The sequence below is a fragment of the Maribacter sp. genome, from assembly GCF_049667165.1.
Lineage (GTDB): Bacteria > Bacteroidota > Bacteroidia > Flavobacteriales > Flavobacteriaceae > Maribacter_A.
In genome coordinates, this window is record NZ_JBATHS010000183.1 from 33807 (window position 1) to 50339 (window position 16533).

At 40.8% G+C, this 16533-nt stretch carries 17 protein-coding genes; 6 read left to right on the plus strand and 11 right to left on the minus strand.

Annotated features, from left to right (window positions below):
- Window positions 1-3: 3 nt before the first annotated feature.
- Together rpsR and rpsF are read right to left on the minus strand one after the other, a co-directional pair.
- A complete protein-coding gene (rpsR, locus tag WBM98_RS09570) occupies window positions 4-300 on the minus strand; it encodes a 30S ribosomal protein S18 (RefSeq protein WP_424365797.1) in 297 nt (98 codons plus the stop codon).
- A 5-nt stretch (window positions 301-305) separates the two neighbouring features.
- A complete protein-coding gene (gene rpsF, locus WBM98_RS09575; protein WP_424365798.1) occupies window positions 306-644 on the minus strand; it encodes a 30S ribosomal protein S6 in 339 nt (112 codons plus the stop codon).
- A 232-nt stretch (window positions 645-876) separates the two neighbouring features.
- Here rpsF and WBM98_RS09580 point away from each other — a divergent pair, with 232 nt between their 5' ends.
- Window positions 877-1569: a LytR/AlgR family response regulator transcription factor gene (locus tag WBM98_RS09580; protein ID WP_424365799.1), complete on the plus strand. Its 693-nt coding sequence runs from the start codon at window positions 877-879 to the stop codon at window positions 1567-1569.
- Between the two features lie 20 nt (window positions 1570-1589).
- On the opposite strand, the gene priA is transcribed toward WBM98_RS09580, so the two are convergent.
- Genes priA through nadC form a run of 4 tightly spaced genes read right to left on the minus strand, consistent with a single transcriptional unit; the run spans window position 1590 to window position 6321 of the window.
- The gene (gene priA, locus WBM98_RS09585) at window positions 1590-4046 is read right to left on the minus strand and encodes a replication restart helicase PriA (protein WP_424365800.1); all 2457 of its coding nucleotides are present in this window, start codon (window positions 4044-4046) and stop codon (window positions 1590-1592) included.
- 12 nt (window positions 4047-4058) lie between these two features.
- Complete coding sequence (locus WBM98_RS09590) at window positions 4059-4499, minus strand: DUF2147 domain-containing protein (protein ID WP_424365801.1); 441 nt, start codon at window positions 4497-4499, stop codon at window positions 4059-4061.
- A complete protein-coding gene (locus WBM98_RS09595) occupies window positions 4483-5463 on the minus strand; it encodes a YihY/virulence factor BrkB family protein (protein WP_424365802.1) in 981 nt (326 codons plus the stop codon). The genes WBM98_RS09590 and WBM98_RS09595 overlap by 17 nt, the downstream gene beginning before the upstream one ends.
- Window positions 5464-6321, minus strand: coding sequence for a carboxylating nicotinate-nucleotide diphosphorylase (gene nadC, locus WBM98_RS09600; RefSeq protein WP_424365803.1), 858 nt, complete (start codon window positions 6319-6321; stop codon window positions 5464-5466).
- Between the two features lie 82 nt (window positions 6322-6403).
- Here nadC and rlmH point away from each other — a divergent pair, with 82 nt between their 5' ends.
- On the plus strand, window positions 6404-6877 hold the full coding sequence (gene rlmH, locus WBM98_RS09605) for a 23S rRNA (pseudouridine(1915)-N(3))-methyltransferase RlmH (RefSeq protein WP_424365804.1): 474 nt from the start codon (window positions 6404-6406) through the stop codon (window positions 6875-6877).
- A gap of 67 nt (window positions 6878-6944) precedes the next feature.
- Here rlmH and serA read toward each other — a convergent pair whose 3' ends face one another.
- Window positions 6945-8828: a phosphoglycerate dehydrogenase gene (serA, locus tag WBM98_RS09610; protein WP_424365805.1), complete on the minus strand. Its 1884-nt coding sequence runs from the start codon at window positions 8826-8828 to the stop codon at window positions 6945-6947.
- A gap of 229 nt (window positions 8829-9057) precedes the next feature.
- Here serA and WBM98_RS09615 point away from each other — a divergent pair, with 229 nt between their 5' ends.
- Window positions 9058-11016 (plus strand): glycoside hydrolase family 3 N-terminal domain-containing protein, encoded by a 1959-nt coding sequence (locus tag WBM98_RS09615; RefSeq protein WP_424365806.1) that lies wholly within the window; start codon window positions 9058-9060, stop codon window positions 11014-11016.
- Here the strand turns inward: WBM98_RS09615 and WBM98_RS09620 are convergent.
- The 4 genes from WBM98_RS09620 to WBM98_RS09635 all read right to left on the minus strand — a co-directional run bounded on the left by WBM98_RS09620 (window position 11010) and on the right by WBM98_RS09635 (window position 14055).
- Window positions 11010-12173 carry a cellulase family glycosylhydrolase gene (locus WBM98_RS09620; RefSeq protein ID WP_424365807.1) on the minus strand — a complete coding sequence of 388 codons (1164 nt, stop codon included), beginning with the start codon at window positions 12171-12173 and terminating at the stop codon, window positions 11010-11012. The genes WBM98_RS09615 and WBM98_RS09620 overlap by 7 nt on opposite strands.
- An 11-nt stretch (window positions 12174-12184) precedes the next feature.
- Window positions 12185-12886: a DUF3307 domain-containing protein gene (locus WBM98_RS09625; protein ID WP_424365808.1), complete on the minus strand. Its 702-nt coding sequence runs from the start codon at window positions 12884-12886 to the stop codon at window positions 12185-12187.
- Window positions 12886-13497, minus strand: coding sequence for a SatD family protein (locus WBM98_RS09630; RefSeq protein WP_424365809.1), 612 nt, complete (start codon window positions 13495-13497; stop codon window positions 12886-12888). Before WBM98_RS09630 ends, WBM98_RS09625 begins: the two co-directional genes overlap by 1 nt.
- A gap of 105 nt (window positions 13498-13602) precedes the next feature.
- Window positions 13603-14055, minus strand: a complete 453-nt coding sequence (locus WBM98_RS09635; protein ID WP_424365810.1) for a methyltransferase family protein — start codon at window positions 14053-14055, stop codon at window positions 13603-13605.
- A 164-nt stretch (window positions 14056-14219) separates the two neighbouring features.
- On the opposite strand from WBM98_RS09635, the gene WBM98_RS09640 reads away from it, so the two are divergent.
- From WBM98_RS09640 to WBM98_RS09650, 3 genes are all read left to right on the plus strand, one after another.
- Complete coding sequence (locus tag WBM98_RS09640; RefSeq protein WP_424365811.1) at window positions 14220-14801, plus strand: non-canonical purine NTP diphosphatase; 582 nt, start codon at window positions 14220-14222, stop codon at window positions 14799-14801.
- Complete coding sequence (locus WBM98_RS09645; protein WP_424365812.1) at window positions 14798-15442, plus strand: DUF4337 domain-containing protein; 645 nt, start codon at window positions 14798-14800, stop codon at window positions 15440-15442. Before WBM98_RS09640 ends, WBM98_RS09645 begins: the two co-directional genes overlap by 4 nt.
- Before the next feature lie 148 nt (window positions 15443-15590).
- The coding region (locus tag WBM98_RS09650) for a DEAD/DEAH box helicase (protein ID WP_424365813.1) at window positions 15591-16533 on the plus strand (943 nt) is incomplete at its 3' end.

Consider the following 16533-nt stretch of genomic DNA (forward strand, 5'->3'; position numbering starts at 1 on the left):
CTTTTATTTTAATAAATCACCAACATAGGGCATAAGTGCCAAATGACGGGCACGTTTTACTGCCTGTGCTACCTTTCTTTGATATTTCAAAGAAGTACCTGTTAATCGTCGGGGCAATAATTTACCCTGCTCATTAACTAATTTAAACAAGAAATCAGCGTCTTTATAATCGATATACTTAATACCTGATTTTTTGAAACGACAATACTTCTTTTTGGTGTTGGTTTCAATATTCAAAGGGGTCAAATACCTGATTTCCCCATCTTTTTTTCCTTTTGCCTGTTGTTCTATAGATGCCATAGTCCTTACGCTTTAGTTTTTAACCTTGTTCTTCTTTTCTCAGCCCATGCGACGGCATGTTTGTCCAACTTCACAGTTAGGAAACGCATTACGCGTTCATCTCTTCTGAATTCTTGCTCGTAGGGTAAAATAACCTCTCCGGGAGCAGTAAATTCAAATAAATGGTAAAAACCACTTTTTTTATTCTGGATTGGATAAGCCAATTTCTTGAGCCCCCAATTTTCTTTTGATACCATTTTGGCATCATTCTTAATTAAGAAATCCTCGAATTTCTTAACTGTTTCCTCTATCTGAACATCTGATAGAACGGGATTTAAAATGAAAACAGTTTCGTAATTGTTCATAAATATTTTGTTTTTAAGGAGCGCAAAAATAAGAATATTTACGAGGAATTACAAGAAAAGGGAAAATTCTTCGTTATAGATAGGATAAAGATAAAAATCGAACTTAACCAAATCTTAATATATGTCATTGCAAATTACACAGTTATTAATACAATGTTTACAACTTTTATTGCAGTTCAACGTGTTTTTTCAGTAATTTGTCGATGATTTAACCCCACAAATCAACCCATTTATGAAATTAAGAAGTATTATTGTCGATGATTCATCAATGCAAAGGATGGCTGTTGCAAAGTTGGTGAACAATCACCCTAACCTAGCGATGGTTGCAGAATACAGCAATGCTATCGAAGCAAAAAACGGTATTAAGAACCACGAAATCGATTTGATTTTTCTTGATGTTGAAATGCCGATCATCAATGGATTTGACCTACTCGAATCCCTTGAGAACAGCCCACAGGTAATATTGATTACCGGAAAACCCGATTATGCCCTTAAAGCATTTGACTATGACGTGACGGATTATTTGCACAAACCCATTACCATGGCCCGTTTCGATGCTTCCGTCAAAAGAGCCGTAGCCAAATATGAGCAAATGAATAGGGTACTTGAAGACGAAGAGCACATCTTTGTCAAAAGTAATCTTAAGAAAAGGAAAGTTATCCTTAACGATATCAAATGGATCGAAGCACTCGGTGACTACATAAAATTGGTTACTGATGAGGCCAATATTGTAATTTTATCAACAATGAAATCTTTCGAAAAGCAATTGCCTGAAGAAAAATTTCTGCGCATTCACAAATCCTACATTGTGAACTTGGAAAAAGTTGAAAAATTCAATAGTAAGAATGTTGAAGTGAGCGGAAGGTCGATTCCATTAAGTAGAAACAAGAAGACTGAACTGGCCGAAGCGCTAAGTAATGTCTAAGTACGTAAATGACGTAATTTCTAAATGTGGTCTACATTGTAGATAACACGTACACTTCTGAACTGCGAAATAGCATTAAAGGAATTTTCGATTCTTTTAATGCTATTTTTCGTTTTTCCCAAAGGTTGGCCCAAAGGAATCTTAATGATCACATTTTTCAAGTATTGATTTCGTATGCGAGCCACTGGGGGGTACTCAGGGCCCAATATGCCCTTTTTAAAAACGTTGCGAAGTGATTTCGAAAACCATTCAGCAGCATCATTCAACGTATTGAAATTTCGGTGCTTGAAGGTAATCTTGATGATACGATTCAATGGTGGATATAAGAATTGTTCCCTTTCATATAGCTGTTCCTTGAACATACCTTCATAATCATTGGTTGAAACCTGTTTTAAAATCTGATGATAGGGATTATAACTTTGAATGATCACCTTTCCTCTTTTTTGGGTGCGCCCTGCCCTACCCGCTACTTGGGTCAATAGCTGAAAACTTCGCTCATGTGCCCTATAATCCGGGAAATTCAATAGGGAATCGGCATTCATGATACCCACCAAATTCACATTTCTAAAATCGAGTCCTTTGGTCAACATCTGTGTGCCCACAAGAATATCCAACTCTTGTTGCTCAAAAGCAGTGATTATCTTCTCATAACCATATTTGCCCCGTGTCGTGTCCAAATCCATTCTCCCGATCTTGGCGTTGGGATACAGTCCCTTTAATTCTTCCTCGACCTGTTCCGTACCAAAACCCTTGGTGTCCAAAGATGGACTGCCACAGGCCTCGCATCGTTCCGGAAGTGCAATATGATGGCCACAATAATGACACCGCAATTGTTTTTTAAATTGATGATAGGTCAAACTCACATCGCAATTCGGACATTGGGGCGAATGGCCACAGGTGGTACATTCAAGGATCGGTGCAAAGCCCCGTCGGTTTTGAAAAAGGATGGCCTGTTCGCCGTTGTTCAAGGTTTCTGTTATTTCCTGTAATAAGCGTTCGGAGAAATGGCCTTTCATTCGTCTTTTTCGGATTTGCTCCTTTAAGTCAACCAACTCAATTTCAGGCATTAAAACATTGCCGTAGCGTCTATTGATGTGTGCGTACCCATATTTTCCGTTCTGTGCATTATAGTAGCTCTCCAAACTTGGGGTGGCCGAACCCAAAATAATGTTCGACTGATGTAATGTGGATAGGACGATCGCTGCATCCCTAGCATGGTATCTCGGTGCTGGGTCGAACTGTTTAAAGGAACCTTCATGTTCTTCATCGACGATGACCAATCCCAAATCTGAATAAGGCAAAAACAATGCGGAACGCGCCCCGATCACTATTTTCGCCTTCTCTTTTTTGGCCAACACATTGTTCCATACCTCGACCCTTTCATGAATGCTGTACTTGGAATGATACACAGAAACCTTTTCCCCAAAATAATCCTGTAATCTTGAAATCAATTGGGTGGTCAAGGCAATTTCAGGCAATAAATACAAGGCCTGTTTTCCACGATTGATGCATTCTTCAATCAATTTTACATACACTTCGGTTTTTCCTGAGGAAGTAACGCCGTGCAGCAAGGTCACCTTGTTAGCTCCAAAACCAAGATATATATCTTCCAACGCCTTTTGTTGAAACTCGTTAAGGGCCTTTAAGTCAAATGTATTCCCCGTGCCATCATAAGAGATCCTATCGGTCTGTATTTGGTATTCCTCTAAAACACCTTTATCGATCAAGGCCTTGATAACTGCTTTTGAACTCCCACTGATCAGTTCCAAATCCGAGACTTTTACAGGTTTCTTGGTTGTGGCCTGCAACTGGAACAAGGACAATACCACTTGACTCTGTTTTGGGGCCCTTGTCAAGGATTGCAGCAACTCCTCCAACTTTTCTTCTGAAGTATAACGGGGGCCGAGTTTTACATAGCGCACCAATTTGGGCTTGTATCGCTCGTAGATTTCATCTTTTAAAATTATAATTTGTTTTTGCAATAACCGATTCAAGATGGGTAGTACATTTTTTATGTCTACAATGGCACGTATCTCATCTACCCTGAGCATCGATTGATGTTGCAATGCTTCATAGACCAAAAATTCATCATCCTTAAGGTCATCTTCATGAACCACGCCACGCTCGTTCCTTAAAATCAAGGTTTCACTCTCCAGTAAAAAGGCACTGGGCATGGCACTTCGGAATACTTCCCCCATCGTGCACATGTAGTAATCGGCAATCCAACGCCAATGCTTTAATTGTATCTCATTGACCAATGGATATTCATCCAATATCCTATGTATTTCCTTGGCCTCGTAGACTTCTGGGGGAGTTAGGTGGATTTCATAGACCAGGGCGGTATAAATCTTTGATTTGCCAAAAGGAACGGCCACACGCATACCGGGTTGCAAAATCTCGAATTCAGATGCTGAAATACTATAGGTAAAGAGTTTTTCGAGAGGTATCGGTAATATTACGTTGATGAAATGTTGCATACACTTCGTCTTCTAACCTTTAACGCGAAGCCAAGTCTGTGTTCTATAAATAAACATCAAATAACCCCTGACAATAAGCTCATTCTTATTTAGGGGATTCAACCAAATCTTACAGCGAAAGGTCATGGCCTGTTGAGGGTCAAAGAGTTTCTTACCTTTCCACTCCCCGTTATCATGTTCTTCGGCGGCCTCTATGATCGTCATGCCCAAAATAGGCTGGTCCTTCTGTTCCCCGTCACATTTGGTGCATACGGCATCTTCCTTTCCATCTTCAAGGATCTCAACCACATGACCATACATCAATCCATCCTTATTGTATATATCAATAATGGCTTTTGGTTTGCCCGTTCGATCATCGATTGTTTTCCATTTTCCGAATACACTTTGTGATTTTGCGGAAAAGGAAAACAAGAGCAACATTCCCAATATTATAATCTCACTTGTTATCGTCATCTTTATTGATGTTTTTTCGTAATGAATTAAGTGAAGCGTTAAGCTCGAACCCGAGCAGCAATATATTGGAATTTAACCAAATGAACACCATAAGGATCAATAATCCTCCCAATGCCCCGTATAATTCGTTGTACCGTGCAAATTTTTCAACATATACCCCGAAAAGATAGGAGGTCAATAAAAACAAGATGGTAGTCATCAAGGCCCCAATAGAAAAGAATTTTGCCTGTTTACCCTCTCTAGTCCCAAAATAATATAAAATTGACGTTGTCAAATACGATAATACGACAAAAAAGAAAATCTTACCGATCTGGGCCCCTACGATGTCATTTTCGGTTAAATCATACCCTCTGGTTTTGGCTGCCCATGCACTCAAGTAATCCAAGATATAGAATTCAAAGTATACAAAAGCGGCCGCCCCCAAAATCAAAAGGATAGAAAGTATTAGGCCTACCATGAGTGCGTAGGCATATTGCCGTATAAAACTCCGTGTCAATTCGACATGATAAGAATTCTCAAACCCACCGAATATGGCATTTACCCCATTTGCCATTAGGAAAATCGATATAAAAAAAGCCGAAGACAACAACCCTCCGCTCTGTTGATCTTTGATTTGTTGATAAATCTCACCGAAATAGTCACTGGTCGCATTTGGTAGAAAAGACTCTAGGAACAATAAAAATTGGGCGTCGAAATTCTCATTGCCCACACTGGCATAAGGGATGAGAAAAGGCACGAGGGTCACTAAAAATATCAAAAGGGGGAACAAGGCCATAAACAGACTAAAGGCAATGGAACTAGCCCTAGAGGACAAGGCGCCCTGCACAATCCCCACAATATACATTTCTAACAAATCATAAAGGGAAAGACCTTCGAAAGCCGGTAATTTCACCTTTTTCAAAAAAACCACCACCCAATTTACTATAGGTATCTTATCTAGTCTTGCCTCAATTTCTGCTGACATTTATACGGCTTTAAGACTAAGGTCCATGTTATGCACTGAATGTGTCAAAGCACCGGATGAGATATAGTCGACCCCACACTCGGCATATTTTCGGATTGTTTTTTCGTTGATGCCCCCCGAGGACTCCGTTTGGCATTGATCGCCAATCATGGTAACCGCTTTGCGGGTATCGTCATAATTGAAATTATCGATAAGAATGCGATGTACCCCTTTGCATTGAAGAATTTCCTCGATTTCCTTTAGGTTTCTAGCTTCCACAATAATCTTGAGATTTCTTTCGGTTTCCTTAAGATAGTGTTGGGTTTTTTGAATGGCCTTGGTAATACCACCCGCAAAATCGATATGATTGTCCTTAAGCATGATCATATCATAGAGGGCGAACCTATGGTTTTCACCGCCTCCGATCTTTACCGCCCATTTTTCCAAAGCCCTTATGCCCGGGGTGGTTTTTCGAGTATCCAGAATCTTTGTCTTGGTACCTTCCAACAAGTGGACATAGGCATTCGTTTTGGTCGCAATGGCACTCATGCGCTGCATGGCGTTCAACACCAAACGCTCAGCTTTTAGGATACTTTGTGAGCGGCCGGTAACATAAAACACGATATCCCCGTACTTTACCTTAGAACCGTCTTCAATTAATGTTTCAACCTGCATTTCAGCATCGACATGGGCAAAAACCTGTTTCGCAAAATCAACCCCTGCGATAATACCTTCATCCTTCACTAAAAGTTTTGCCTTTCCCATGGCTGTTGGAGGTATGCAAGCCAACGAACTATGGTCGCCATCACCGACATCCTCCCGAATGGCATTGGCAATGATCAATTCTATTTCGTGTTGAAATTGGGCTTCTGAAATCATAAATATAAATGGTTTGCGCTAATTTACTAAAAACAATATCCATTATGGATATCCGATAACTTGAAAGTTTTAAATTTGGAACATGACGATAAAACTTTTGGCCATAGGAAAAACGGATAGTACCTCATTGCAGCACCTCATCACCGATTATGAAAAAAGGTTAAGTCATTATATCAAGTTTGAACTTGAAATTATCCCAGACATTAAAAATGTAAAAAACCTTTCCGAAATCGAGCAAAAGGAAAAAGAGGGCGAACTGATCTTAAAAAGGCTCAACAATACGGATGTTTTGGTTCTCTTGGACGAAAACGGAAAACAACTCGACTCCATTGAATTCTCGAAGTACCTACAGAAAAAGATGAACTCAGGCTTAAAACAACTGGTATTGGTCATTGGGGGCCCTTATGGTTTCAGTCCGGCCGTATATGCAAAGGCCCAAGGGAAACTCAGTCTTTCAAAGATGACCTTTTCACATCAAATGGTACGGCTGTTCCTTATTGAGCAAGTATACCGGGCATTTACCATTTTGAAAAATGAACCTTATCATCATAAATGACCCATTCCCAATAAGGCTAAGGAGCTACATTCGGTTGGTCCGAACCCAAAACCATCACTAGTGCACTTTAGTAAAGCACCCTGAATTTAATGGTATTATCAATCTGACGTAAGGCCTTTACCACATCTTTATTATACTCTTTGTCCAAATCAGTGATCACATATCCCAAATCCGAATCGGTAGATAGATATTGCCCAATGATATTGAGTTCGTATTTGGCCAATACCTTGTTGATTTGGGCCATAATACCAGGAACGTTCTTATGAATATGCAAAAACCGGTGTGCATTGGTTTGTTTTGGCAATCTTATATTCGGGAAATTCACCGCATCGACAGTATTGCCCGAATTGATATAATCCATGATCTTATTCGGTACAAAATCAGCAATATTACGTTGGGCCTCCTCGGTACTGCCCCCAATATGGGGGGTAAGGATTACGTTCGAAAGTCCTTGTAGTTCTGTATGGAACTTTCCATTGCCCCTTGGTTCCTCGGGATAAACGTCTACGGCAGCCCCGCCAAGTCTACCACTTTTCAACGCCTCGGAAAGGACTTCGATATCAACCACAAAACCTCGTGAAAGGTTGATCAACATCGCCCCTTTCTTCATTTGCTTTATCTCACGCTCCCCAATAAAATTCTGATTCGCCTTATTGTCATCGATATGTAAGGTCACTACATCGGATACATTCAATAAATCTTCGAGCGTTTCACATCGCACGGCATTCCCAATGGCCAATTTATCGTCTATGTCGTAATAATACACGCGCATGCCAATAGCCTCGGCCAATACCGACAACTGTTTCCCAATATTTCCATAACCCACAATGCCCAGATTCTTACCCCGCACTTCCCTGGAATTGGAGGCTGTTTTATTCCAATATCCGTTATGGATCTCTGTGCTATGAGGAAAAACGTTTCGCATAAGCATAATGATCTCTCCGATGGCCAATTCAACAACCGAACGTGTATTGCTATAAGGAGCATTGAAAACCACAACCCCTTTTTTCTTGCAATAATCAAGGTCTATCTGTGTCGTTCCGATGCAGAAGGCGCCCACTACCAAAAGCTTGTTCGCCGCATCCAATACTTTTTGGGTTACTTGCGTTTTTGAACGTATTCCCAGTACATGAACCCCTTTTATTTTTTCAATCAATTCCTGTTCCGATAAACTGGACTTTACCAATTCAACTGCAAAACCATCTTCCGATAGATTATCGAAGGCAGCAGGATGCACATTCTCCAACAAAAGAATCTTGATCCTATTTTTGGGATAGGAGATATTACGAGGTAGGTCGTTTACAAAAAGAAATTCATCCATGTTGGGTGTTACATGATCGGCATTGTCAGCCGCCTTTGCCCTATGTACATTTTCTGTATACGCAAAAAACTTATGGGCAATACCCGCTTCACGCATTACATAGTCACTATAGCCATCCCCGATAACCTGAACCTCTCCTTCTAGGTTCATCTGTTGAAGACATTCTATCTTTCCGTTGTGTTGTGACAAAGGGTTCTTTGCATCAAAACCAATGATGTAACCCGTCTCATCAAACTCAAAGGTATTGGCATATACTCTTTCCGAAGGAATATTATACTCTTTAACGATGGGGTCTATGAATTCTTTGAACCCACAGGAGATCACATAAATATCATCCGAGAATTTTTCAAAAAACTCCTTGTTCGATGCTATTGATTTGGATATTTTTTGGCGTAATTCCGCTACCAAGCCATCCAAATCGTCTTTATGCGCTTTCAATAACTTTATTCTTCGCTCCAATGATTCGGTGAACGAAATATCCCCATCAATACCTAAATTGGTAATGTGTTGAATTTCTTGAATTATTTCCTCCTTGTTGGATTTCCCTTCCAAGGTCATTTCGGCAAGAACATCCAAAGCCTCTACCCTTGTTAGGGTGCTGTCAAAATCAAAAACGTACTTTCTTCCCACTTGAAATCCCTATTGATTAATAAAGGGGACAAAATTAATTATAAAATCTGTCGGATTATCCTTTTATTTCCAAAAGTCCGGGTAGTTTGCGGTTTTTAGGGCAATATTATGGATTTAACTTTTTGATACATCCCAAATTGTGAATTTCTAAATTAAAAATATCATCACTTTTAGGAAGCTTTCAGTTACTCTTTTAATTAACTTTAAAGCTAATTTTTGAAACCACATCATGAAGAAGTTTGGAAAAATTCTTAAGTATCTGATTTTAGGTATCATAACCGTATTGGTCTTAGGGTTTGCCATTGCCTATTTCAGTATGAAAAGTAAATCTAACAAAAATATGGAGCTCTTAGGGGTTGAAGCCCCTACCCTCAGCCAGGGTGGTATTTCTTTTCGGGATCTGAACAAGAACGGAAAACTGGATACCTACGAAAATCCGAACGCCCAAATTGAAGATAGGGTTGACGATTTGGTTAGGCAGATGAATCTGGAGGAGAAAGCAGGATCTATGTACATTACCATGATCGGTACCACTACGGATGGGGAACCCATGGAAACCCCCGCAATTTCAACAGATCCAATCACCTTTATGATGTCGTTCATTCTACCGTCCAATTCTGAGATGATCGTTAGGCAAAAGTTGAACAGTTTTAATATTTTGGCTTCGTTGGATGCCGATAAAATGGCCAAATACAACAACAATATCCAGAAAATGGCCGAACGAACACGGTTAGGTATACCTATAACTATTGCCACGGACCCCAGACATGGCACCCAAAACAATCCCGGGGCGGCACTTTACACCCCTGCATTTTCACAATGGCCAAGTTCTTTGGGGTTAGCGGCAACAAGGGACACGCTATTGGTAAGGGAATTTGGGGATATCGCAAGACAGGAATATACGGCGGTAGGAATTAGATTGGCATTGCATCCTATGGCCGATTTGGCCACAGAACCTCGCTGGGGTCGCTCCAATGGAACTTTTGGGGAAGATGCGCAACTTTCCGCCATGATGACCAAAGCCTATGTTTTAGGCTTTCAAGGAGATTCGTTAGATCAAAACAGCGTGGCTTGTATGACCAAACATTTTTCTGGTGGGGGACCGCAAAAAGATGGCGAGGACCCTCATTTCCCTTACGGAAAGGAACAAGCATATCCGGGGGACAATTTTGACTACCACGTCATTCCTTTTATCGATGGTGCTTTTGAGGCGAATACTGCCCAGATTATGCCTTATTACGGAATTCCTGTGGGGCAGACCAGTGAAGATGTAGCCTTTGGATTCAATAAGGACATCATCCAAGGATTGCTTCGGGATTCCTTGAATTTCCAAGGCGTTGTCTGTACCGATTGGAATATCATTTCCGATACCCAAATGGGAGAAGGTCGTGCTTGGGGCGTCGAACATCTTTCCTACAAAGAACGGATTAAAAAGGTAATTGATGCCGGCTGTGACCAATTTGGTGGAGAAAATAATCCTGAATTGATTGTTGATCTGGTGAATGAAGGGTTAATTGACGAAAGCCGACTCGATATTTCTATAAAACGGATCATGCGCGATAAGTTTCGTTTAGGCCTATTTGACAATCCTTATGTAAATGAACAAAACGCAACCCGAATAGCAGGTCAAAATGCCTTCAGGGAAAAAGGGGAAATTGCCCAGGCCAAATCAATGGTCCTATTAAAGAACGATGCACTTTTACCGCTGAAAAATGGAACCAAAGTATATGTAGAAGGCATGTTGATACCAGAAGTCTTCGATGGCCCTGGTACCTTGGTGAAGAATCCTGAAGACGCCGATGTCATCATTAAACGAATTAGAACTCCATTTGATGAACGTAGCGATTACTTTTTGGAAAAATTCTTTCATCAAGGACGCCTCTATTACTCCGATGAAGAGAAAAAAGAGATTTTGGACTTGATTTCACAGAAACCTTCAATCGTGGTTGCCAACCTTGAACGGCCTGCTATTTTGACAGAAATTGCAGGGACAAGCGCCGCATTGTTTGCCGAATTCGGAACAAGTGATGAGGTATTGGTCGATGTTCTTTTTGGAAAGATAAAGCCTTCAGGGAAATTACCTTTTGAATTACCATCTTCCCAAGAAGCCGTTGAAAACCAAAAAGAGGATGTGCCTTATGATTCCAAAGACCCCTTATATCCCTTTGGATATGGTTTGGGTTATTGAGCCGTACCGGTCATTTCTTTTATAAAAGCCACCTCTTCCATGGAATAGGGCGTACCATCTTGTCGAAGAATATCATGATGCCATATTTTTGGTTCACTTGTAAATGTAGAATCCCAACTTGTCCAGGGGTAAATCGTATTGGTCTTACCTGCAACAAATCCCCAATTGATCGCTGCTATTTTGTCCTTTTTTAGAATGGGCATCATGGTTTCAAAGGTGTTGCCTCCTCCCCTGGCCACATATTCTGTGCACAACAGCGGTCTGTTATATTCTTTAAGTTCCACTATTTTTCTACGAACATCGTCCATGTTACCTTCGTAGGCATGAAAGGAAATGACATCGGATTGTTCCATCATATATTTATCCAATGGGGGTAAACTGTCTAACGATCCCCAATGATCGATATTTCCACGCCAAATACCTGTGGTAAGAGGTTGTGATGGGTTTACTTCCCTTGCCCATTTCATCACTTTTCTCAATAAGGATAAAGAGTATTCCTGCTTGTTCTTTACTTCCAATTCCTTTCTTCCTGGTAGGTTTGCAACATTATCGGGTTCATTGTAAATGTCCCAGACCAGTACCCGTTTATCATTTGCAAAGTGTTTTATAACTCCTTTTATATACCCCTTTAACTCTTTATGCCTTGTAGTATCCCCTAAAATTTCAGCCCCTGGGGCTTGGACCCATCCCGAATTGTGTACATGGGGTACAGGTTCTGGCTGTTTTCCCAATTTGGGTATGGGATGCCATACATCGTCCAATAAAACGAACATGGTTTTGATCTGATGTTTATCCGCCAAAGAAAGATAGGTATCCAATCGGTTCAAAAATCCTATGGAATCTTGCTGCCAAAGTAAATTGTGGAGATAAACCCGATGCAGGTTCATTCCCAGATCCGCAGACCATTTTAATTCCCGATCTATGGTTTCGGGATCGAAAGTGTCTTCTTGCCAAAATTCCAATTGATTGATCGCTGTACTTGGATTAAAATTCGCACCCACCAACCAAGGCTGGCCATTGTACCATTCCCAAGCCTTTTCTTTAGACCAGCGTTCAGCGACCACCGGTTCGGGTAGTTCCCTCTTTTCATCCTTTGTTCTTTCCTTGCAAGAACTAATTAGTAAAATTACCAATAAGGATAATGTCAATCTTGTCATTTCGATATGAATTAATTTAGCGTATTCGTATAAATGATTCCCGTAATTATGGCCATTCCGAAACTTAGTAAAGTACCGATCAAAATATACTCGGTAAGCTTTCTATTATTTCGCTCCTTAAGATCATTGAATCGAAAAACCGATTTGGCCGTGATCAATAAGCCAATGGCCTCCCACCTGCCCAAGAGAATAAACACAAATACGAACAGACGTTCGATCATACCGATATACTTTCCGGCATTGGGCAACGATTTATGGTCAAGTTCTATTTTTTTCGACATTCCCTCCAATAGTACACCCATGATAATTGCCGCAGGATAGGTTACAAAAACAATGGCGGTGACCAAGGACCAATCGATTTGTGACAACAAATACATGGTATGGTCAAACAAATTTCCATAGTAGGCGCAACCATACAGGACCACCAGATGTAAGATCTGATCGACAAAAAAGGGAATCGACTTGTTCTTGAATAAGGGATTCGCATACAGTTTGGCCAAATCCAAAAAATAATGGCTGATCATTATGATCACCACGATCTTCCAGTAGCCTACATCCCATAGTAACAGCATCATGAGTGCACCATGTACAAGCACGTGCAGGTATAGGTATTTAGAAGTGATTTTATTCGCTTCCTTATGAATAACCCAGCGGAGGGGTTGCATTACGAAATCGCCTATGAGATGGGCCAATAAAAGTTTAATGAACAACATTATTCCTGGATTTTTTTAATAGTAGATTCATAGTATGCCAATACTTCCTGAACCAAATCCAATCGTGCCCGTTTTGTTCTTTGGCTTACCGCCGATTGATTGATATTCAATTGTTCGGCCAAGTTAAGCTGTGAAACATTCGGGTTTCTCAAGGAAAGGTATACGATTTCGGCAGAAACCGGACTCCAATCATCCATAAAATCAGAGGCGAGTTTTAGCAATAGGTTCATGGTACGGTTGTATGCTTCGTCTGCCGTTGTTAGCATTAAATGTACCTTTTTTTCCTTTAATGCCTCCAAGGTTATGCCTGAACGCTGGTACGCCGTTCCATTGGACTCACTTACGCCTGCACCGACAAACGATTCTTCACCGATACCTATGCCCATGCGAATATCGAGTCCCTTCACTGTTTTTATCAAGGCCTTTAGCTGTATCGCTGCGAACAAGGCCTTACTAACGGAAATACGAATTTGAATTTCGTCCCCCCTGTATATTTCCCATGTCGTGGGGGTATCACCCCATTGTGCCAAACATGATTTGAGTTTGGGCATCCATTCCGTAGGTTCATACCCTCTCGAATTGATGATATCCCCTGTAATTATCGCTACCATAGGTATAATCTAAAAAGCTTATTTTTATATTTAATAAGCTAATATACTAATATTATTGTTTATAAGCTAAATAAGTAATAAAAACGTGCTTATTCTCTCTAAACCCTAAAACCATCGCCTCACCTGGGTACAGTAGTGTTGGTAGGCCTTACCATATAAAGCGGATAGTGCCCTTTCCTCGGCAATAATCTGAAATTTGTTCATATACCTAACGAAACCGGCTGCCAACAGCACATTAAACGCATTGCCCAACCACAGCCCCCAAGCCAATAAAACCATTAAAAGCGCCAAATACATGGGGTTTCTAGAGAATTTATATAGACCGTCCGTTACCAAATCAGTTGTTTTGGAAGGTGTTCTAGGGTCAATCGAAGTTTTCGCGTTATAAAACTGGATCAACGTAATAAGTCCCACCAATACGCCTATTCCGAATAAAAACAAAATCAACACATTTCTGCCAAAAAATTCAAAATCGCCAAAAGGCAATACTAGCGACAACACATACATTAGTATTGAAAAAATAACAAAAACAAGCACTGGTGGTAATTTTAACTTCATGAATCATTAAAATAGTGGGAAATAAAATTACTACTTTTGATCCGGTTTATACTAATCCCCTATCTTCCCTTTCAATGAAACCCGCCTATTTTGGGAAGAATTTCCTCTGCAAAGAGAGAATTTATAGGGTTTTCCTAAAAAATAAAAAGTAAACAATAGTTGAAATGAACTTGGTTTTCGCCACACACAACCAAAATAAGGTAAAGGAAGTACAGGCCCTATTACCCGGGAACCTCTCCCTTCTATCCTTAACAGATATCGGGTGTACCCAAGAGATACCGGAAACCGGCAAAACACTGGAGGAAAATGCCAAACTAAAGGCCGATTTTGTAACCCAAAACTATGGTTTCCCTTGTTTTGCCGATGACACAGGCTTGTTGGTAACCCAATTGCAGGGAGCTCCTGGGGTTTATTCTGCCCGCTATGCCGGGGAGCAGGCAAATGCCAATGACAATATGGATAAGCTTCTTCAAGAATTAATTTCTGCCGGGGACCGTTCTGCAAGGTTTGAAACCGTAATCGCCCTAAACCTGAATAACGATCAACACCTATTTAAAGGTACGGTCGAGGGTGAAATCATCCATGAAAAAAAAGGAAAGAACGGTTTCGGTTACGATCCTATTTTTAAGCCAAAAGGGTATTCCAAAACCTTTGCTGAAATACCTTTGGATATAAAGAACAAAATAAGCCATCGCGGAAAGGCAATCCACCAATTAATCACGTATTTAAATAGTTTAAATTTATGATACACGACACTAAAAAAGGAGATACCGTACAAGTTTCGGTCGCTTCTGAAAATGCGGAGGCCATTGGAGGTGTCCTAATTGCTTTCTTTGCCGCACTAATGGCTATCGCGCAGATGGTGAACGGGGAGCTGGAGGAAGAAATGATGATAGCCCATAACAAAGTGGCCAATTATTCCAGTTGGTACCAATCCAAAAGCATAAAGGAAAGTTTATACGAAAGTGAATTGAACTATCTTGAAACTTTAATGGATGCGGGCGTAGTTTCCCCTGAAAACCAAGGGGTTGTTACCTCGAAAATAACGGAAACAAAAGCTAAAATTAAAAAGTACGGGGATGAGAAGACCGAATTACTTCTCGGATCATCCAATATATCAAAAGAAGAATGGGCCCAAGACTTGGATGGCGAAATGGGTGCCATAACAGGGGTTAAAGAATGGGAAGTTTTGGCCAATGAATATGATGTAGCCACCCATAAATTCGATATTGGAATGCTGTTCTTTCAAATCAGTATCGTTCTTGGGGCGATTTGTATCATCATCTATGACAATCCTAAATTACAGAAAGGCTTCATCATTCTAATGGTGGTCTGCGGTATTTTTGGCCTTATCCTTTCTATTTACGGCTATTCTTTGGCCCCCTAATTTCCGTCGTGCACATGTAAATAAATAACCGTACCTTTGCAGCTTGAATAATTGCCGCCGGTATGGCAGGTGTTGCGCTGAGTCTAATGGGTTATAAACGATAATCGCTCTATACAACACACATATTTGCGATTAAGTAAAACACATTATGACAAAATTTAAAGCATTGGGACTGCAGCAGTCCCTATTGGATGCTGTTGCCGATTTGGGATTTGAAACCCCTTCGGAAGTACAGGAAAAAGCGATTCCCATTTTATTGGAAGATGAAACCGATTTGGTAGCCTTAGCGCAGACCGGAACGGGTAAAACGGCCGCTTTTGGATTTCCTTTGATCCAAAAAATAGATCGAGAAAGTAGAACTACCCAAGGATTGATCCTCTCCCCCACCCGCGAACTCTGTTTGCAGATCACGAATGAACTTAAACTGTACGCGAAGTACGAAAAGAGCATCAATGTCGTTGCGATTTATGGAGGTGCCAGTATTACAGAGCAGGCAAAACAAGTTAAAAGAGGGGCGCAGATCGTGGTTGCCACCCCAGGGCGAATGAAAGATATGATCGGTCGACGATTGGTAGATATCTCCAAAATTGATTATTGTATTCTGGATGAGGCCGATGAAATGTTGAATATGGGCTTTTTTGAGGATATCAAGGATATTCTATCGAATACCCCCAAAGAAAAATCAACATGGTTGTTCTCGGCGACCATGCCGAAGGAAGTTTCGATAATCGCCAAAAAATTCATGCACAGTCCAAAAGAAATTACTGTGGGTGCAAAAAATGCCGGTGCCACTACGGTACAACATGAATATTACGTCGTAGGTGGTCGAGATCGCTACCCTGCCTTGAAAAGACTCGCGGATACCAATCCCGATATATTCTCGGTGATTTTCTGTAGAACGAAACGAGATACCCAAAAAGTAGCGGAAAAGTTGATCGAGGATGGCTATAATGCCGGCGCCTTACACGGTGATCTTAGTCAGAACCAAAGGGATTTGGTCATGAACTCCTTTCGTAAAAAACAGATACAGATGTTGGTTGCCACCGATGTAGCGGCCCGAGGTATCGATGTGGATGATATTACACACGTCA